Here is a 20,871-nt window from a genome sequence, read left to right on the forward strand (position 1 = left end):
ATTAAACCTCCTCAATTTCAAATCTAGCATCTATAAAATGACCATAAATTGCAGCAAGAACAGCCATAGCTGGACTTATTAAATGAGTTCTAGCACCATTTCCTTGTCTACCTTCAAAATTTCTATTTGATGTGGAAGCACAGTGCTCCCCATAAGGTATTAAATCAGGATTCATTCCAAGACAACTAGAACATCCAGATTCTCTCCACTGGAAACCAGCATCTTTAAATATTTTGTCAATTCCAAGTTCTTCAGCTTGTTTTTTAATGATTTGAGATCCAGGTACAACTATTCCTGAAATATTAGGATTTATTTTTCTTCCCTTTATATATGAAGCTGCAATTTTTAAATCACTTAATCGTCCATTGGTACAAGAACCTATAAAAACGTGTTTTAATGGAATGCTTTCAGGAGATGCTCCAGGAGTTAGTCCCATATATTCATAGGCTTTCTTATCATTTATATCCTTTATGATTGGGAAAGTATCTGTTATATTCATTCCCATTTCAGGAGAAGTTCCCCAAGTAATCTGAGGCTCTAAATTACTTACATCTAAGTTGATTATCTTATCAAAGGCTTCAGGGGAATCTGTTTTTAACATTTTCCATTTAGAAAGCATATTTTCCCATTCTTCTTCATTAGGAGCATAAGGTCTTCCTTTTAAATATTCAAAAGTTTTTTCATCAGGAGCTATAATTCCAGATTTTCCTCCAGCTTCAATGGCCATATTACAAATTGTTAATCTGCTTTCCATGTCTAAATTTTCAATAGTATCTCCAAAGAATTCAAAAGCATAGCCATTTCCAACAGCAACTCCATAAGTTTTTATAAAGTGTAATATAATATCTTTAGCATAAACTCCCTTAGGTAAATTTCCAGTTATTTTAACTCCCATTGTTTTTGGTTTTTTTTGCCACAAGGTTTGAGTTGCAAGAACATGCTCAACTTCACTTGTTCCTATACCAAATGCAATAGCTCCAAAGGCTCCATGAGTTGCAGTATGGCTATCTCCACATACAATTGTTTTTCCTGGTTGAGTTAATCCTTGCTCAGGGCCAACAGTGTGAACAATTCCATTTCTTTCATCATTCATATGTGCAAGCTCTACTCCAAACTCTTTACAGTTATTTTCCAAAGCATCCAATTGGGCTTGAGAGAAAGGATCCTTAATACATTTTCTTTCTTCCACAGTGGTTGGAGTATTATGATCCATAGTGGCAAAGCATAGTTCTGGTTTTCTAACAGTTCTATTTTTTAGTTTCAATCCAGAAAAGGCTTGGGGAGAAGTTACCTCATGAAGTAAGTGTAAATCAATATAAAGTAACTGAGCTTCTCCAGTTTTTCCTATAATAACATGATTATCCCAAATTTTATCAAATAATGTTTTTCCAAGGCTGCAAACTCTATTTATTGCATTAATGTAAGCTTTTATACTTGCTTCAACAATATCAGTACTTTGTCCACGGCCTATATATTCTTTTTCTTTATTTAAAATTATCACTGTTGCTTGAGCTTGAGCATCAACATCCTCTGTTATTGCATCTAATTTATATTCAGATAAGAAAGGTTCAGAACCAAATATTTTATTAATAACTTGGAAAGCTGCATCCACAGGACCATCTCCATAGGCTTCTCCAGTTTTTAAATTTCCATTTTCTAATATTTCAACCTTTGCTTTTGTTTTATTATTATCCCTATAAATCTCAAAATGTTTAAGTTTGAATTTGCCATTTGTTGAAATACCTGCATCTCCTGCAATTAATGCAATAATATCATCATCTAGAATATATTTCTTTTTATCTGCTAATTTTTTAAATGCATCAAATAGTTGAGATACTTTGTCTTCAGATAAATTATGGATTCCTAAAGTATTTAATTTATCAATAAAAGCATGTTTTCCAGAAAGTTTTCCAAGTATAAGACTGTCACTAGTTCTTCCCACTGTATCTGGTTTCATAATTTCATATGTTTCTGGATTTTCCAAAACTCCATGTTGATGAATTCCAGATTCATGGGAAAAGGCATTTGCTCCAACAATAGCTTTATTTGGTTGAGGTTCAACACCTGTTAACAAACCAACTAATTTGCTAGTAGGGTACAATTGTTTAGTATTAATATTTGTTTGGTATTCTTTAAATATATCAGTACGAGTATTAATGATCATAACCACTTCTTCTAAAGAAGTATTTCCTGCTCTTTCTCCTAAACCATTTATTGTACATTCAATTTGAGTTGCACCTCCTTTAATAGAGGCTATTGAATTAGCTACTGAAAGTCCTAAATCATTATGACAATGAACTGATATTTCAGCTTTTTCAATATTTCTTATATTAGATTTTAAATAAGAAATAAGAGAATACATTTCTTCAGGTGTTCTATAACCAACAGTATCAGGGACATTTAATATTGTAGCTCCAGCTTCAATAGCTGTTGAATAAGCTTCAACTAAAAATTCTTTTTCTGTTCTTGTTCCATCTTCACAAGAAAATTCCACTTCATCTACAAATTTTCTAGCATAGGCAACATTTTCCTGTATACTATTTATAATTTCTTCTTTGCTCATTTTTAATTTAAATTTTCTATGTATTGGGGAAGTTGCAATAAAAACATGAATTCTTGTTTTAGTTCCTTCTTTAAGAGCTCTAACAGAAGCATCAATATCTTTTTTAACAAGTCTAGATAAACTAGAAACAGTTGATTTTTTAATTTCTTTAGCTATTAAACTCACTGCTTCAAAATCTCCAGGTGATGCAATTGCAAAACCTGCTTCAATAACGTCTACTCCCAAATGTTCCAATTGTTTTGCTATTCTTAATTTTTCATTAGTATTTAAATTCACCCGAGGTGTTTGTTCTCCATCTCTTAAAGTTGTATCTACAATTTTGATGTTTTTCATAAAATCCTCCTATATTTTTTCTCCTCTTGACATTGCAAGGGTTCCAGTTTTAGCTACTTCTAAAATTCCATATTCCTTCATGAGTTCTAAGAAACCTCTGAGCTTAGGAACTTTCCCAGTAAGCTCAATAACTATGGAATTTGAAGCTACATCTAATATTTTTCCCCTATAGACATCAGCTATTTGAATTATTTGAGAACGAGTTCCAGGTGATGAATTAACTTTTACTAACATTAATTCTCTTCTAAGAACATTTTCTTCAGGAAAGATTTTAACCTTAACCACATCTATAATTTTATAAACTTGTTTTTGTATTTGATGTAAAATTTGTTCGTCCCCTTGTACACTTAAAGTTAATCTAGCGTAACCTTCTTTGTTTGTTGCTCCAGCTGTCATTTTTTGTACAAGATATCCACGTTTATTAAAAAGGAGCATAATCCTAGCTACTATTCCATTTGTATTTTTAGTAATAATTAAAACTTCTGATGTTTTAGTCATTTAAATCACTCCTTTTTTTCCAATCATTTTATCAACAGAATAATTACTAGGTACCATAGGTAAAACATTTTGATTCTTATCAACTACAAATTCTATTAAAACAGGTTCGTTTAAATTAAGTAAATTTTCTAGATTTTCATTTAGATCTTCTTTTGTTGATAGTTTCATAGATTTAATATCATAGGCTTCACCAATTTTTACAAAATCAGGATTATATGTTAAATCCACTTGAGAGTATCTTTTTTCATTAAAAACTTCTTGTAATTGTCTAACCATTCCTAAGCAAGAGTTATTAATTATTAAAATTTTTATAGGAAGGTTGTATTCCCTTAAAAGTATCAATTCTTGGATAGTCATTTGGATACTACCATCTCCAACTATTAGTACTACATTTTTGTTAGGATTTGCAATTTGTGCTCCTATTGCAGCAGGTAATCCAAATCCCATTGTACCAGCTCCCCCAGATGAAATAAGTGTATTAGGTTTATTAAAATTAATAAATTGAGCTGTCCACATTTGATGTTGTCCAACATCTGTTGCAATAAGAGTGTCATCTTTTAACAAAGTATTTAATTTATTAAAAACATATTGAGGAACTAAAGAATTATCATTGCTTTCAGGTATAATCAAAGGGTATTCTCTTTTCCAAGTATTAATTTTATCAATCCATTCTTCATGAGTTAAACTTTGTAAATTATCGTTAAGTTTATTAAGAACATTATTTAAATCTCCAACTATAGGCACATTGGAAACTATATTCTTATCAATTTCAGCAGGATCAATATCAATATGAATAATTTTTGCATTTGGACAGAATTCTTTTATGTTCCCTGTAACTCTTTCATCAAATCTCATACCTGCTGCTATAATTAAATCAGCTTGTTTAGTTGCATAGTTTGAAGCAACAGTTCCATGTAATCCAAGCATTCCTAGCATTAATTTGTGATTACTTGGAAATCCTCCAAGGCCCAGGAAAGTACAAGTAACAGGACAATTTATTTTTTCAGCAAATATTAATAGTTCATCAGAAGCACCAGATTTAAGTATTCCTGCCCCAGATATTATTAAAGGACTTTTTGAACTTTTAATAAGCTCAGTGGCTCTTTTTATTTGTCCAGCATGTCCCTTGTAAATTGGATCATATCCTTCAAGGATAAAGTCTTTTTCAAATAATTTTTCAAATTCATCAATTGATATTTCAGTGCTTTGTATATCCTTTGGTATATCTATTAATACAGGACCAGGTCTTCCAGTTTTTGAAAGATAGTAAGCTTCTTTGATTATTCTAGGTAAATCTCTAATATCTGTAATAAGATAATTTGTTTTTGTTATTGGAATAGTAATACCAACAATATCAGTTTCTTGAAAGGAATCAGTTCCAAGCAAAGTTGTTTGAACTTGTCCAGTTATAGCAAGTAAAGGAACAGAGTCCATATGAGCAGTCATAATTCCAGTAACAATATTTGTAACCCCAGGTCCAGAGGTAGCTAAGCAAACACCAACTTTTCCACTTGATCTAGCATAACCATCTGCTCCATGAATTGCACCTTGCTCATGTCTTGCAAGATAATGTTTTATTTTTTTGAAGTCATATAATTCATCATAAATTTTAAGGACAGAACCTCCTGGATATCCAAACATATCAGTGACTCCAAGTCTAGATAAACACTCTAATAAGATTTTTGCCCCGCTTATTGTTTTTGATTCCATAAGAATACCGTCCTTTTATATTTTATAAAATAATTCTGCTTAAACAAAAATGACCCAATGGAATAGATTCCATTGGGTCATCAAAAAGTTTTATATTAGTTTATAAGATTAAAGATTAAATACATTTACAATGTTTCTCTAAAATATATTTATACTTAAGTACTACAAAACTATTATCAGTAACTTTAAGGCAATTCAATGAAATCAAACCTGTTACGAGACCGATAAGGACTAGCAGTATGCTTATTATAAATATAATTTCAAATGTAAACATTTCTTTCTCCTTCTTTTAATTATTTGTAACATCTTATCAAAAAAAGTCCGCAATGTAAAATACATTAAATAAACAGTAGGCGTTCTATGAATATATATAATGAATAGTTTGAGAATGTGTTAATTTTTATCTTTAATTTCAGAAACATTAAAGACATCAATAAGTCTTTCAATTTGTTTTTTTAAATAAATTTCTTTTTGGTTCTCTTCAGAAAAAGAAAGAGTAATATTAGAAGTTTGGTTATCAATTTTAAAAGAGAATTCATTTATAAAAATTCCAAGTCTACTAGTTAATCCAATAAGTCTACTTAGAGTCCAAGGGCTATGTCTTGCTACAATTAAAAGTTTCATTTTAACCTCCTATAATCATCTCACTAATGTTTCCTTTAGCTGGAACCATTGGATAAGTATTTTCTTCTTTAGTTACTTTAATATCTATTAAAACAGGCTCATCTGTAAATAGATTTTCCTTCAAGATTTTTTCTAAATTTTTAGGATTTTCAATTTTTATAGATTTAATATTATAAGATTTTCCAAGTGCCACAAAATCTGGATTTTGTTCTAAACTTACAGAGGAATATCTTTTATCAAAGAATAGTTCTTGCCATTGTCTAACCATTCCTAAATAAGAATTATCAATAATAATAATTTTTATTGGCAATTTATACTGGGAAATAGTCATAAGTTCTTGGCTTGTCATTTGAAAACCACCATCTCCTAAAATAGCAACAACCTGTGAATTAGGATTTCCAATTTGAACTCCAATTGAAGCAGGTAGCCCAAATCCCATTGTACCTCCTCCTCCAGAAGTACAAATTGTATGATGTAAGTTATAAAATTGAGCTGTCCACATTTGATGTTGTCCAACATCAGTAACAACATAAGCTTCAGGTAAAAGTTTACTAATTACATCAATTGCTTCTTGTGGTTTAATAGAATCTGTAGGAGTATAGCTAAATTTAGTGCTATTTTTTAGTGCGAATATTTCTTCGTTCCATACAGAATAATCTCTATTTACAAGGGGAGTTATAGTTTGTAAAATATCTTTACAGTCCCCAACTATATGTGTACATTGTTTTATTTTATTAATTTCAACATTATCAATATCAATATGAATAATTTTAGCTTGAGGTGCAAAAGTTTTTACATTGCAAGTTACTCTATCATCAAATCTCATACCAATAGCAATAAGAACGTCAGCTTGAGAAACAGCTTTATTAGCCACAATGCTTCCATGCATTCCTAGCATTCCAAGGGAAAGTTCATGATTTAGTGATCCAATTCCCATAAGAGTAAAAGCAATAGGTGAATTTATTTTTTCAGCAAAATCTTTCAGTTCTTCTTTAGAATGTTTGGAACCTCCTCCAGCTAAGATTAAAGGTCTTTCACATGAATTTATAATTTCAATAACTTCCTCTAATTTTGAAGTATCTTTTTTATTTTCCATATGAAAATGTGAGTTAGAATATTGTTTTTCAAAATCTTCAAAATCAATTTCTTGCATTTGAATATCCACAGGAAAATCAATTAAAACAGGTCCAGGTCTACCATTTTTAGTTATATATAAAGCCTCTTTAATTATTCCAGCCAGTTGATTAATATCTCTTACAAGATAACTATGTTTTGTTATTGGCATTGTAATGGCCATGATATCTGATTCTTGAAATCCATCAGTTCCAATTTCGTTACAAGCTACTTGTCCAGTTATAGCAAGTAATGGAACAGAATCCATATGAGCAGTCATAATTCCAGTAACTAAATTAGTTGCTCCAGGGCCAGATGTTGAAAGGCAGACTCCAGTTTTATTAGTTGTTCTGGCATATCCATCAGCAGCATGGGAAGACCCTTGTTCGTGTCTATTCATAATATGGTTGATTCCTTTAAAATCAAAAAGTTCATTATAGATTGGAATTACTTTTCCTCCAGGATACCCAAAGATATCTGTAACTCCTTCTCTTTTTAAAGTTTCTAATAAAATTCTAGCTCCAGTAATTTTCATATAACACCTCATAATTTTTTTAAGCAAATACTTTTATTGTTATGTTGTAAAGGTTTGAAATTTTTCATTCTTTTGGCAATTTCTTCATCGCTAAGTTTTACATTTAAATTTCCATTAGGAATATCAATTTCAATAATATCGCCATTTTCCACAATACCAATTTCTCCATATTCATAAGCTTCAGGATTAATATGTCCTATTGATGCTCCTCTAGTAGCACCAGAGAATCGTCCATCTGTTAAAAGAGCTACGTCTTCATCTAATCCCATTCCTGCAATAGCAGCAGTTGGTGATAGCATTTCTCTCATTCCAGGTCCACCTTTAATTCCTTCATATTTAATAACAATAACGTCACCTTTTACTATTTTATTGCTATAAATTCCTTCAATGGCCTCTTCTTCTGAATTGAAAACTTTAGCAGGTCCTGAGTGAACTAGCATTTTAGGTAAAACTCCAGCACTTTTAACAATACATCCATTTTTAGCAATATTTCCTCTTAAAACTGAAAGACCTCCAGTTTTATTATAGGCATTTTCAAACTTATGAATAACATCTTCATTTGAAATTTTGGCATTTTTAGCAATTTCTGTTTGGGTAGTAAGAGAAACTGTCATACTTGGATTAATAAGATTAAGTTCATCAAGATTTTTCATAACTCCAGGAATTCCTCCAGCAGCATCTAAATCTTCTATAAAATATTTTCCAGAAGGGGATAATTTGCAAAGTTGAGGAGTTTCTTTAGAAGCTTTATCAAAATCATATAAATCCAAATCCACATTCATATTTTTAGCAATTTCACAAAGATGTAGAGTAGTATTTGTAGAACCTCCCAATGCCATATCAACTCTTAGGGCATTGTAAAAAGTTTCCTTTGTCATTATATCTGAAGGTTTAAGATTTTTATCAAGAACTTTCATAATTTGCATTCCAGTTAATTTAGCCAATCTCAATCTCTTTGAATATACAGCAGGAACAGTACCGTTTCCAGGTAAAGCCATTCCAAGAGCTTCAGTTAAACAGTTCATAGTATTTGCTGTATACATACCAGAACAAGATCCACAAGTTGGACAAGCTATATTTTCAACTTCTTTTAATTCATCTTCTGTTATTTGATTATTTTCATATTGACCAATATATTCGAAAACATTACTAAGTCCAATTTTTTCATTTCTAAAATTTCCAGCAAGCATTGGACCACCACTTACAAAGATACATGGAATGTTCAATCTTGCTGCTGCCATTAACATTCCAGGAACAACTTTATCACAACTAGGAATAAAAACCATAGCATCAAAGGGCATTGCCATACCAGTTGCTTCAATTGAATCTGCAACTATTTCTCTAGTAACAAGGGAATATTTCATTCCTTCATGGTTCATAGCAAGACCATCACAAACTGCAATAGTATTAAATTCCATTGGAATTCCACCAGCAGTTCTAACTCCAGCTTTAACAGCATCAATGATACTTCTTAAATGCATATGTCCTGGGACAATTTCATTAAATGATCCAGCTACACCAATTAATGGTCTTTTAATTTCTTCATCAGTAAGTCCTAAAGATTTCAAAAGGGACTTGTGAGGTGTTCTTTTAATTCCTTTTTTAATTTCATCACTTCTCATAATAGATTCTCCTTTGGTTGTATAAATAAAAAAGCCGACATAAAATGTCGGCTGTGAGTGCTTTTAATCTAATAATTTTTGATAACCAAAAATTATAGTTTAATTAAAATTTCCTTTTCACTGGAAGCCAACGTTTGAATTTTAATTTGAACTATTATAATTATTATGCTAAGTATTAGACCTATTATAGATATAGTTTTTAAATTCATAAGATTAACCTCCTAATTAAATTAATTGTTTCTTAAGTTGGTACGAGTATAACAAATAAAAAAACAAATGTCAAACTATTTTTTTATTTATTTAGGATAAGCATTAAGACTTATTGAAGCTTTATTAATCAAAGGATTCTTTTTTTTATGAGACATGACTCTCTTTTTAATAACATTATAGAGATTTTCTTTCTCGCCAATCAGGCATGAATTTTTCAATATAATTATAGAAATTTTTACTATGATTTGGATGAACAAGATGGGAAATTTCATGCAAAATAACATATTCAATAAATCTAATATCTTTTTTCATTAATTCTGAATTTAGATTTATTATTTTTTTGTTACAATTGCAAGATCCCCAATTTGATTTTAAAGTTTTTATGTTCAATTTAGAAATATTTAAACATGTTAATTTTAGGTATTTGGATAGTATTTTTTCAAACAATATTTTCCCTTGTTCCCTATACCAATAATTCAAAGTATTCTCAATTAACTGAATGTTGTTAACATCTGAGATTTCTAGATTAATTTGATTATTTGAAATATATATTTTATTGTTATTACTTGATTTTAAATTAAGAAAATAAGGCTTTCCTAAATAATAAATTTCACAATTATTTGAGTAATCAACAACTTTTATCTTTGATTTTAAACTGAATTCTTTTAATTTTTTATTTATCCAATTTTCTTTTTTTTCAATAAATTCATATATGTATTTGTCATTTAAAAAAATTGGAGAAGAAATATATATATTTCCATCTCCTTTTATTTTCATGATTAAATTTTTAATATTTTTTTTTGTTATTATTACTCTAGGCTTCATTGTTTTTTAACCTTAAAAGTTCGTAAATTCTAATTAAATAATAGGTTTTAAAGTCATCAGTTTTAGAAAAAACTAAGTTTAAATCTAACCATTCTCCTGTTAATTCTTCCCCTTGATCTAAATCTAAAGCTTTTTGTTTTATATTTTTATCTTTTATTTTTAAAATATACAAACTTAACTTTTCAGTTGTGTACCCTGGAGAAATAGCTAATGGTTTCTTTTCTTGAAAAATTATTTCATAATCCTCTTTATAAAATCCACTTTCCTCTTGAACTTCTCTGTATAGAGCATCTTCAGGTGTTTCTCCAGGATCAATTAATCCTGCAACAACTTCTGTTGAAATTCCATTAATTCCTGGTCTAAATTGACTTACAAAATATCCTTGTTCACCATTATTTGAAATAATTAAAGCAGCAATTGCATCTTGCTTGTTCAAAAATTCCAAAGTCATTCCATTATTAGGGTGAAGCATTTTAGTTGGTTTTAAAAATTTAAATTCACTCATAATTATCCTCCTAGATTATTTAATCTATAATATCTATATTCAAATCTAATTTATAAATAATATCTTTTCTTTCTACTACAATTTGTATTTTTTCAGATAATTGTTCGTCAGCTCTTAACTGTTTGAAAAATTCCTTTGAAGGATTTATTGCAATGGGATTTCCAACTGCATTAAGCATAGTATAATCTCCAGATGTATCTCCATAGGCAAAGCTATCCTTTAAATCAATATTATATTTTTTACAAAATTTGTTTAAAGCTTGAATTTTATGTTCAGAATCCCACATAGGTCCTATTTCACCAGAAAACACTCCATTTTCAATAAAATAAGTTGAACCACAATAGTCATCAGCATTCCATTTTTCTGCCATACGTTTAACTAAAAAATCAGGACTTCCAGATATAAATATAACTTTATGGCCTTGTTCCTTATGCCATTTAATTCTATCCCTTGTATATTTGTAAACTCTATTTCCTTTTAATTTCATAACTTGGTCTGAAATAAAATCATTATCTTTAACAGAAAATCCTTTAATAGCTTCCACATAAACCTTTGTTAAATCCAAAAGATAATTATCATAGTCCCCAACTCTTTCAGACCATAAAGTATACGTTTTTTTTACATTTTCATCATAAATTTTTTTATCTAAAAGTTCATATTTAATCATTTTCTTAAAATGTTCTGTTAAAAGTGAATTTCTATAAATTGTACCATCAATATCAAAAAAAGCTCCTATCATGTGTGTACCTCCTAATTTCTGATTAATTATTTTCATACATTTTTTTATAATAATCTTTATACTCTCCATTGATAATGTTTTCCCACCAAGAAGTGTTGTCTAAATACCATTTAATTGTCTTTTTTATCCCTTCGTTAAATGAAGTTTCAGGTTCCCAGTTTAATTCATTTTTTATCTTTGTAGGGTCAATTGCATATCTCATATCGTGACCTGGTCTATCTGTTACATATTTTATTAAATCTTCTGATTTTCCAAGTTCTTTTAAAATTGTTTTAACAACTTCCAAATTAGTTTTTTCATTGTGTCCACCAATGTTATAAACTTCTCCAATTTTTCCATTATGTATTATCTTATCTATTCCTATACAGTGATCTTGAACATAAAGCCAATCCCTTACATTTTCTCCCTTTCCATATACAGGTAAATTTTTATCATTTAGTGCATTTGCAATTATTAAGGGTATTAATTTTTCTGGAAAATGATAAGGACCATAGTTATTAGAACATCTTGAAATTGTTACTGGAACTTTAAATGTTCTATAATATGATTGTACTAATAAATCAGCTGAAGCCTTTGAAGCAGAGTATGGACTTGAAGTATGGATTGGTGTTTCCTCTGTAAAAAATAAATCAGTTCTATCCAAGGGTAAATCCCCATAAACTTCATCTGTTGAAACTTGATGATATCTTTTTATTCCATATTTTTTACAAGCATCTAGTAAAACCCCTGTTCCTAAAATATTAGTTTTTAAAAATATTTCAGGGTCTTCTATGGATCTATCCACATGACTTTCTGCAGCAAAATTAACTATAATATCTGGCTTTTCTTCCTGAAAAAGATTATAAATAAAAGATCTATCTGCAATATCTCCTTGTACAAACTTAAAATTGTCATTTGACATAACAGACTCTAAAGTGGCTAGATTTCCAGCATAAGTTAGCTTGTCTAAACATATTATTTTATAGTTATTATATTTTTTTAACATATAGTGGACAAAATTCCCGCCTATGAATCCAGCTCCACCTGTTACAATTATTTTCATCTTATAACCTCTCTTTATTTTAGTTTATCCATATATGAAGTCAGCATCTGAATCACAAAGTTTTGGAGCCTTTGCATCCTTTTCAGAAAGAATAGGATTAGATATTCCCCATTCTACACCAATTTCTTCGTCATTCCAAATAATATTCCTATCAGATTCAAAATTATAGTAATTATCAGCTTTATAAAGAAATTCAACTTCATCAGTTAAAGTTAAAAACCCATGGGCAAATCCCCTAGGAATTAAAAATTGTTTCTTATTTTCAGCAGAAAGCTCAATGGAATACCATTTTTTATATGTGGGAGATCCTTTTCTTAAATCAACAGCAATATCTAAAACTGCTCCCTTTGCACATCTTACAAGTTTAGCTTGAGAATGACTTCCCTTTTGAAAATGTAATCCCCTAAGAGTTCCCTTAACAGATGAATATGAATGGTTATCTTGAATAAAATTATAGTGAAGCCCTGCTTCTTCCATTTTTTTGTGTGACCATGATTCCATAAACCATCCTCTATTATCCCCAAAAACTTTTGGTTCTATAATATAAAGACCTTCTATATTAGTTTTTATAATTTTCATTTAAGTTTTCCTCCATAGATTAATATTTAATTTTTCCAAGGGCAACTTTTTTTAAGTATTGTCCATATGTTGATTTTCCATAAAGATTGGCAGCAGTTAATAATTCTTCCCTATTTATCCAATTATTAATGTAGGCTATTTCTTCAAGAGCTGAAATTTGAACTCCTTGTCTTTTTTCAATAACTTTAACAAATTCACTAGCTTCTGATAATGAATCCACAGTTCCAGTATCAAGCCAAGCATAACCTCTTCCAAGGGTTACCACATTAAGAGAATCATCTTCCAAATACATTTTATTTAAATCTGTAATTTCAAGTTCTCCCCTTTTTGATGGTTTAACTTTTTTAGCAAATTCAACAACCCTGTTATCATAAAAATATAACCCTGTAACACAATAATTAGATTTAGGATTTTCAGGTTTCTCCTCTATGGATACAGCTTTTCCATTTTCATTAAATTCAACAATTCCAAATCTTTCTGGATCATTAACATAATATCCAAAAATTGTAGCTCCTTTTTTTTGAGAACTTGCTTTTTTAAGATGATTACCAAGACCAGCTCCATAGAAGATATTATCTCCAAGTATCATGGCACAAGAGTCACCACCTATAAATTCCTATCCAATTATAAAAGCTTGAGCAAGTCCATCTGGACTAGGTTGTTCTTCGTAACTTAAATTTATTCCATAATTAGATCCATCACCTAATAATTTTTTAAAATTAGGTAAATCCTGTGGTGTTGATATTATTAAGATATCCTTTATACCAGCTAACATAAGGGTAGATAAAGGATAAAAAATCATAGGTTTGTCATATACAGGTAGAAGTTGCTTAGAAGTTACCATTGTCAATGGATAAAGTCTAGTTCCAGATCCCCCTGCTAGTATTATTCCTTTCAAATTACCCCTCCTAAAAAATATATAATATTATTTTATCATCATTAATGATACTTTTCAATAAGTATTATATCTAGAAAGTATTATATAAAAAAAATCCCCAGAAACCATTGTTTAGTTTCTAGGGATTTAAAAATATTTTATAAAGTTTCTAGCATACTCATAACTATTTTAGCAGAATGTTCAGCAGCTAAAGGTTTAAATTCATTGTAGTCCATGTGAGCAGAGCCATCTGCTTTATCAGACATAGCCCTTAGCACAACAAAGGGAAGATTATAGTTAAGTGCCACTTGAGCAACAGCAGCTCCTTCCATTTCAGTTGCCTTAGCTCCAAATGTATCCCCTATAAAGTCAACTTGTTTTTTATTAGCTACAAATTGATCTCCAGTTGCAATAGTTCCAAGAGTAACCTTGTTTTTTCCTAAAATCTTAATAGCAGAATCATAGGCTATTTTAACAAGAGTTTCATCAGCTTTAAATTTAATTGATTTCTCCCCATCTATTAATCCTAAAGGACATCCAAATCCAGTTAAATCAAAATCATGTTGAACTAAATCAGTGGAAATTACCAAATCTAATATATTTAGATTTTTATCAATTGCTCCAGCTATTCCTGTGAAAATAATCTTAGAAACATCAAATTTTAGAATTGCTGTATTAGAACCAATTGCAGCATTAACTTTTCCCACACCACATTTAAAAACAACTACATTTTTTCCAGAAAGTTTTCCTTGAAAAAAAACAGTTCTACCTATTGTAGATTTTTTTGTTTCTTGCATAGCCTTTAATAAAATTTCTATTTCAGCATCTAAAGCTCCAATAATTGCTATTCTTTCTAAAAACATAAATCCTCCTATTTTGGACATGAAAAAAAGGAGAATAATATCTCCTTTATAATTTTAAAATGGTGCCTAGGGCCGGAATCGAACCGGCACGGTATCAAGATACCACGGGATTTTAAGTCCCGTGCGTCTACCTATTCCGCCACCCAGGCGCATGTTGTCTAACTGCATAAGATTATACTGGATTTTTAAAATTATGTCAATAAAAAAAATAAAAATTTTAAAATAATTGATTTTTTCATATTTAAATAATATAATTTATTATAAATAAAGATTAAAGAGGTGAGATTATGTTTTCAAGAGATACTTATGAAAAAAGAAGGATGGCATTGAAACAGGAGTTTGAAAAAGGATTAATACTAATTTGTGGGAATACTCTTTTACCAATGAATTTCAAAGACAACACATTTAACTTTATACAAGATTCAACTTTTTTATATTATTTTGGTTTAAATAGAGAAAATCTTTTTGGTGTAATAGATATAGATAATGATGAAGAATATATATTTGGAGACGAAATAACAACAGAAGACATTATTTGGAGGGGACCTCAAGAAAAATTAAAAGATCAATGTGAGGAAGTTGGAATTGAAAATTTAAAGCCAAGTAGCTATTTTTCAAATTATATTCAATCAGCTTTAGATAAAAGATTACCTATAAGATTTGTACCTCTATATAATCCAGAGGTGAAAATAGAAATAGGAGAATGTTTTGGAGTTACAGCTAAAATAATAAATACATACGCTTCAAAAGAACTTTGTTATGCTATAGCTAAACAAAGAAATTTAAAATCTCCTGAAGAAATTGAAGAGATTCAAAAAGCTGTAAACATAACAAGGGATATGCATTTAGAAGCTATGAGGAAAGTGAAACCAGGAATGAAAGAATATGAAGTAAAAGCTTTATTAGAAAATGTGGCTCAAAAACATAATTGCACTTTTTCCTTTCCAAGCATATGTACTAAAAACGGTCAGATATTGCATAATAATTCTTATGATAACACTTTAAGAGAGGGAGATTTGTTACTAATTGATGCAGGAGCAAGACTAAAAAATGGTTATTGTGGAGATATGACAACTACAATTCCTGTTTCAGGAAAATTTTCCCAAAGACAAAAAGATATTTATAATATACTAATAAATATGTTTGATAGAGCAGAAGAATTAATAGCCCCAGGAGTTACGTACAAAGAAATTCATCTGGAAGTTTCTAGGGTTTTAGCTGAAGGGCTAAAAAATATGAAAATTCTAAAGGGACCGGTGGATGAGATAGTTTTAAAGGGTATACATGCTTTATTTATGCCTCATGGATTGGGACATATGATGGGATTAGACGTTCATGATATGGAAAATTTTGGGGAAGAAATTGTAGGATATAATGGGGAGGAAAAAAGTGAACAATTTGGATTGTCTTCATTAAGATTGGGAAGAAAAATAGAAGACGGTTTTGTATTCACTGTTGAACCAGGTATATATTTCATACCAGAACTTATAAAAAAATGGAAATTAGAAAATAAATTTTTAGAAAATATAAATTATTTAGAGCTAGAAAGATATATGAATTTTGGGGGTATGAGATACGAAGGGGATTTTTTAGCAACGAAAAAAAGTAGCATTAGACTAGGAGATACTATGCCTAAATACATAGAGGAAATAGAGAAAGAAAGAAATAAAGCTTTTAATGACATAGATTAAATCTCTTTGTAAATTAGTGTAGGATTTGTGAGCAATATATATTTTTATTAATTGTTTTATTTTTTATTTTGCCTTCGTCATTAAAAATAATATACATTTTGTTTGATATATGATATACTTATTAAGTTAAAGATTAAATTAAGAATAAAAAATTAAAATATATTTAAGGAAGTGACGAATGAACAAATTAGAAAAATTTAGAGAGCTTGGATTGGGAGAAAAAACAATTAAAGCTTTATCAAAAAAAGGATTTGAAGAGCCTAGCCCGATACAAGCATTAACTATACCAGTATTGCTAAAAGGAGAAAAAGATGTTATAGGTCAAGCTCAAACAGGAACAGGTAAAACTGCTGCCTTTGCATTACCAATACTAGAACAAATAGAAAAAAGTAATGGGAATATTAGAGCAATAATACTTACTCCAACAAGAGAACTTGCTATTCAAGTTGCAGAAGAAACTAATTCTTTTGCAGTTGGAAGAAAAGTTAAAGTTTTACCAGTGTATGGTGGACAGGCTATAGATCAACAAATAAGACAAATTAGAAATGGAGTAGATGTAGTAGTAGGAACTCCAGGTAGAGTAATAGATCTTATAAAAAGAAAGATTTTAAAATTAGATAGTATTGACTATTTCATACTTGATGAAGCAGATGAAATGCTTAATATGGGATTTATCGATGATATTGAAGAAATTTTAAGTTACACAAAACCAGAAAAAAGAATGTTATTTTTCTCAGCTACAATGCCTAAAGAAATCTTAAAAATAGCTTCAAAACATATGAGAGAAGGTTTTGAAGTTTTAAAAGTTAAAAACAAAGAATTAACTACTAGTTTAACTGATCAAATTTATTTTGAAGTAAAACAAAGAGATAAATTCGAAGCTTTATGTAGAATTATAGATTTAGAATCTGAATTTTATGGAATTGTTTTTTGTAGAACAAAAAATGATGTTAATGAAGTTAGTGGAAAATTAAGCGATAGAGGTTATGATGCAGGAGAACTTCACGGAGATATAACACAAACTTACAGAGAAAAAACTTTAAAAAGATTTAAAAAGAAAAATATAACTATATTAGTTGCTACAGATGTTGCAGCTAGAGGAATAGATGTAAATGATTTAACACATGTAGTTAACTATTCAGTTCCTCAAGAAGCAGAAAGTTATGTTCATAGAATTGGAAGAACAGGAAGAGCAGGGAAACAAGGAACTGCAATAACTTTCATAACTCCATCAGAATATAAAAGATTACTTCAAATTAAAAAAGTAACTAAAACAGAAATAAGAAAAGAAAAATTACCAGGAATAAAAGATGTAATAGTTTCTAGAAAACATAGAATAAAAGAAAGCGTTGCAGAAAATATCAAAGCAAATGAAATGGCTGATTTTAAAGATATGGCTTTAGAATTATTAAAAGAAGGAACACCTGAAGAAGTTTTAGCAGCAGTATTAAAATTAAATTATGAAGAAGTTTTAAATACTTCAAATTATAATGAAATTCAAGAAGCTACTGTGGACAATGCAGGTAAAACTAGACTATTTATAGCTTTAGGAAAAGTTGATAAAATGACACCTAAAACAATAGTTGACCTAGTTGTAAAAGAATCTAAAGTATCTAGTGACAAAATCAAAAATGTAGAAGTTTATGAAAGCTTCTCATTTATGAATGTTCCTTTTGTTGAAGCAGAACAAATTTTAGAAGTCTTCCAAAAAAGTAGAAAAGGAAGAAAACCTTTAGTTGAAAAAGCAAAAGTAAGATCAAGTTCAGGTTCAAGTTCAGGTTCAAGATCAGGTTCAAGATCAAGAACAAGTTCAGATAGACCAAAAAGAGATTATAACAGAAAAAAATAAATTAATCATAACTGCTCTCAATTTAATAGATAACTATTAATAGAGAGCAGTTCTTTTATATGGGGGATTTTATGAAAAAAATAATTAAAAAATTTAGGATAATATTTTCTACTTTTTTTATTTTTTTTATTTTAGGAATAATTTTTGTGACTTTTCAAGTTGAGAAAAAGGTTAAGTACAATCAAATTTTAGAAATAAAAAAAGGAGATTCAGTAATAAAAACAATTAAAATGTTAAACCCCTCTAGGACTATTTATTTTAAATTATATTTAAAATTTTGTGATGATGGGAAAAATATAAAAGCAGGTTATTATGAAATTAAAGGGAAATACTCAATAAAAGAAATAATAGAAATACTTGAAAAAGGAAATGATAAATTTTTTAAATTCACAATACAAGAGGGGTTAACTCTTAATCAAGTAATAGACAAGCTAGAAGAAGAAAAGAGAATAGATAGGAAAAAATTTAAAGAAGAATTATTAGGAATAGAATTTCCTTATGTAACTCCTAATCATAATTTTGAAGGCTATTTTTATCCAGACACCTATTATTTTCCAGAATATTTTACTGAAAAAGAGATAATAACTACTATATTAAATGAATTTTTGAAAAAATTTCCACCAGAAAAATATTTAGATAAACAAAATTTTTATAAAAAATTAATTTTGGCATCTATTATAGAAAGGGAAGCTCAGGTTAAAAAAGATAAGAAATTAATATCTTCAGTTTTCTATAATAGAATGGAGAAGGGTATGACTTTATCCTCAGATGCAACTATAAATTATATTTTTGATTATAAAAAAAGAAGAATATTATATAAAGATTTAAAGGTAAAATCTCCTTATAATACTTATATAAATAAAGGTTTACCACCAAGTCCCATAGGGAATCCAGATAAAGATTCCATAGATGCAGCTTTTAAACCTTCTAGAACTAAGTATTTATTTTTTGTAGCTAAAGGGGATGGGTCTCATTATTTCAGCAAAACTTATAAGGAACATTTGGAATTTCAAAGAAAAAATAAAAAGAATAGGTGATAATATTGGATAATATTTTAGTAGGAATAAATAGTAGATATGTTCATACAAATTTAGCAATAAGATATTTAAAAAAATTTGTAATAGAAAACAGTGAACATAAAATAGATATATATGAAAACACAATAAATAACAATATTGAAAAAATTATAAGAGATATAGTAGAAAAAAATCCTAAAAATATCTTTTTTTCAGTTTATGTTTGGAATGTTGAAATAATTTTCAAAATAGCCAAAGAATTGAAAAAAATTCTAATTAATAGTAATATATTGTTAGGTGGTCCTGAAGTTAGTTATATTCCAAGAAAAATAATGGAAGAAAATCAATTTATAGATGGGATAATGATAGGAGAAGGAGAATTAGTATTATTATCATATTTAAATAAAGACCCTATGAAATTAGGGGTTTATTACAGGGAAAATAATGAAATAAAGTTTAATGGGTATGAAAGATTAATTAATAATTTAGATATAATACCTTTTCCTTATACAGATGAAGAACTAAAGGATATTCATAAAATAGTTTATTATGAGTCTGCAAGGGGATGCCCTTTTAATTGTTCATATTGTATGTCTTCAATAGATAAAAGTGTAAGATTTTTTTCTTTAGAAAGAACAAAAAAAGATCTTAAAAAATTTATAGATAGAGGAACAAGACTGGTTAAATTTGTGGATAGAACCTTTAATTTAAATAAGAAGAGATATCTAGAAATATGGAAGTTTTTATTAGAAAACTACAGGGAAGATATAATTTTTCATTTTGAAATAAATGCAAATATTTTTGATGATGAGGTTATTGAATTTTTGAAAAAAGTTCCAAGGGAATTTTTTCAATTTGAAATAGGAATTCAAACAATAAATACAGACACAATGAAATCAATAAATAGAATAAATAATTTGGAAAAATTATTTCATAATGTTACAGAAATAAATAAGAGTATACATTTACATTTGGATTTAATAGCAGGTCTCCCTTATGAAGATTATGACACTTTTGGAGAATCATTTAATTATGTATATAAAACCAAGTGCGAGATGATTCAACTTGGATTTTTGAAAATTTTAAATGGAACTGAAATGGAGACTAAAGTTGATGAATATGATTATGAATATTTAGATTATCCTCCATATGAATTTATATCTAATAAATTTTTACCATATAATGACGTTTGTAGATTGAAAGATGTGGAAGAAGTTCTTGATTATTATTATAATTCTCAGAAATTTTTAAACTCACTGGATTTTGTAATTTCTAGTTTCTATAAGAGTCCATTTAAGTTTTTTGAGGAAATGGGAGAATATTACAAAAAAAATGGATATCTAGATGTAGCTCATAAAGAAGTTGCAATATTTAATTTCTTTGTGGATTTTTATAAGTTTAAAAATTTCTCAGATTTTGACAAATTTTTAGAATATTTAAAACTAGATTATCTAATGGTGAAAAAACCAGGCTATTATCCAGAGTGGTTTAATTCTATTAAAGACAAAGATAAATATAAAGATGAAATAGAAAAAATGGATTTTAAAACTTCTAGAGAAGCCCATAAAAAAACAGAAATAGAAAAATTTTACTTAATATTTGATTCGAAAATTGTGGATGTATTATTTAATTACACTAAAAAGAAAACAACTTATTGTATTGTATAATTAGGAGTTA

At 28.7% G+C, this 20,871-nt stretch carries 16 protein-coding genes, 1 tRNA gene and 1 pseudogene; 4 read left to right on the top strand and 14 right to left on the bottom strand.

Going from position 1 to position 20,871, the window contains the following annotated elements; all coding sequences use genetic code 11:
• Position 1: 1 nt before the first annotated feature.
• The 14 genes and pseudogenes from GIL12_RS10190 to GIL12_RS01285 all read right to left on the bottom strand — a co-directional run bounded on the left by GIL12_RS10190 (position 2) and on the right by GIL12_RS01285 (position 14,787).
• Positions 2–2,896: a 2-isopropylmalate synthase gene (locus GIL12_RS10190; RefSeq protein WP_203522463.1), complete on the bottom strand. Its 2,895-nt coding sequence runs from the start codon at positions 2,894–2,896 to the stop codon at positions 2–4.
• Between the two features lie 9 nt (positions 2,897–2,905).
• Positions 2,906–3,394, bottom strand: a complete 489-nt coding sequence (gene ilvN / locus GIL12_RS01225; protein ID WP_163468306.1) for an acetolactate synthase small subunit — start codon at positions 3,392–3,394, stop codon at positions 2,906–2,908.
• Complete coding sequence (gene ilvB, locus GIL12_RS01230; protein ID WP_163468308.1) at positions 3,395–5,104, bottom strand: biosynthetic-type acetolactate synthase large subunit; 1,710 nt, start codon at positions 5,102–5,104, stop codon at positions 3,395–3,397. It abuts the gene before it with no gap.
• A gap of 393 nt (positions 5,105–5,497) precedes the next feature.
• A complete protein-coding gene (locus GIL12_RS01235; RefSeq protein ID WP_163468310.1) occupies positions 5,498–5,728 on the bottom strand; it encodes an ACT domain-containing protein in 231 nt (76 codons plus the stop codon).
• A gap of 1 nt (position 5,729) precedes the next feature.
• Entirely contained in the window at positions 5,730–7,376 is a 1,647-nt protein-coding gene (gene ilvB / locus GIL12_RS01240) for a biosynthetic-type acetolactate synthase large subunit (RefSeq protein WP_239056024.1), read from the bottom strand.
• Positions 7,377–7,384: 8 nt separating this feature from the next.
• Positions 7,385–8,998 (bottom strand): dihydroxy-acid dehydratase, encoded by a 1,614-nt coding sequence (gene ilvD / locus GIL12_RS01245; RefSeq protein WP_163468314.1) that lies wholly within the window; start codon positions 8,996–8,998, stop codon positions 7,385–7,387.
• Positions 8,999–9,382: 384 nt separating this feature from the next.
• On the bottom strand, positions 9,383–10,033 hold the full coding sequence (locus tag GIL12_RS01250; protein WP_163468316.1) for a M48 family metallopeptidase: 651 nt from the start codon (positions 10,031–10,033) through the stop codon (positions 9,383–9,385).
• Positions 10,023–10,538: an NUDIX domain-containing protein gene (locus GIL12_RS01255; RefSeq protein WP_163468318.1), complete on the bottom strand. Its 516-nt coding sequence runs from the start codon at positions 10,536–10,538 to the stop codon at positions 10,023–10,025. The genes GIL12_RS01250 and GIL12_RS01255 overlap by 11 nt, the downstream gene beginning before the upstream one ends.
• Positions 10,539–10,557: 19 nt before the next feature.
• Positions 10,558–11,277: an HAD family phosphatase gene (locus GIL12_RS01260; protein ID WP_163468320.1), complete on the bottom strand. Its 720-nt coding sequence runs from the start codon at positions 11,275–11,277 to the stop codon at positions 10,558–10,560.
• A gap of 22 nt (positions 11,278–11,299) precedes the next feature.
• Positions 11,300–12,319 (bottom strand): dTDP-glucose 4,6-dehydratase, encoded by a 1,020-nt coding sequence (rfbB, locus tag GIL12_RS01265; RefSeq protein ID WP_163468322.1) that lies wholly within the window; start codon positions 12,317–12,319, stop codon positions 11,300–11,302.
• Positions 12,320–12,343: 24 nt separating this feature from the next.
• Positions 12,344–12,898, bottom strand: coding sequence for a dTDP-4-dehydrorhamnose 3,5-epimerase (gene rfbC, locus GIL12_RS01270; RefSeq protein ID WP_163468324.1), 555 nt, complete (start codon positions 12,896–12,898; stop codon positions 12,344–12,346).
• A 19-nt stretch (positions 12,899–12,917) separates the two neighbouring features.
• Positions 12,918–13,796, bottom strand: a pseudogene (rfbA, locus tag GIL12_RS01275) (glucose-1-phosphate thymidylyltransferase RfbA).
• A gap of 137 nt (positions 13,797–13,933) precedes the next feature.
• Positions 13,934–14,638, bottom strand: a complete 705-nt coding sequence (locus GIL12_RS01280; protein WP_239056025.1) for a 5'-methylthioadenosine/adenosylhomocysteine nucleosidase — start codon at positions 14,636–14,638, stop codon at positions 13,934–13,936.
• Positions 14,639–14,698: 60 nt separating this feature from the next.
• Positions 14,699–14,787: transfer RNA gene (locus tag GIL12_RS01285), tRNA-Leu, on the bottom strand.
• Positions 14,788–14,925: 138 nt separating this feature from the next.
• Here GIL12_RS01285 and GIL12_RS01290 point away from each other — a divergent pair.
• The 4 genes from GIL12_RS01290 (at position 14,926) to GIL12_RS01305 (ending at position 20,861) form a co-directional block, all read left to right on the top strand.
• Positions 14,926–16,329, top strand: coding sequence for an aminopeptidase P family protein (locus GIL12_RS01290; protein WP_163468327.1), 1,404 nt, complete (start codon positions 14,926–14,928; stop codon positions 16,327–16,329).
• A gap of 178 nt (positions 16,330–16,507) precedes the next feature.
• Entirely contained in the window at positions 16,508–18,178 is a 1,671-nt protein-coding gene (locus GIL12_RS01295; RefSeq protein ID WP_163468329.1) for a DEAD/DEAH box helicase, read from the top strand.
• Between the two features lie 71 nt (positions 18,179–18,249).
• Complete coding sequence (gene mltG, locus GIL12_RS01300) at positions 18,250–19,215, top strand: endolytic transglycosylase MltG (protein WP_163468331.1); 966 nt, start codon at positions 18,250–18,252, stop codon at positions 19,213–19,215.
• 5 nt (positions 19,216–19,220) lie between these two features.
• A complete protein-coding gene (locus GIL12_RS01305) occupies positions 19,221–20,861 on the top strand; it encodes a DUF4080 domain-containing protein (RefSeq protein WP_370456692.1) in 1,641 nt (546 codons plus the stop codon).
• Positions 20,862–20,871 lie beyond the last annotated feature (10 nt).

Source organism: Fusobacterium sp. IOR10 (assembly GCF_010367435.1).
Classification (GTDB): Bacteria; Fusobacteriota; Fusobacteriia; order Fusobacteriales; family Fusobacteriaceae; genus Fusobacterium_B.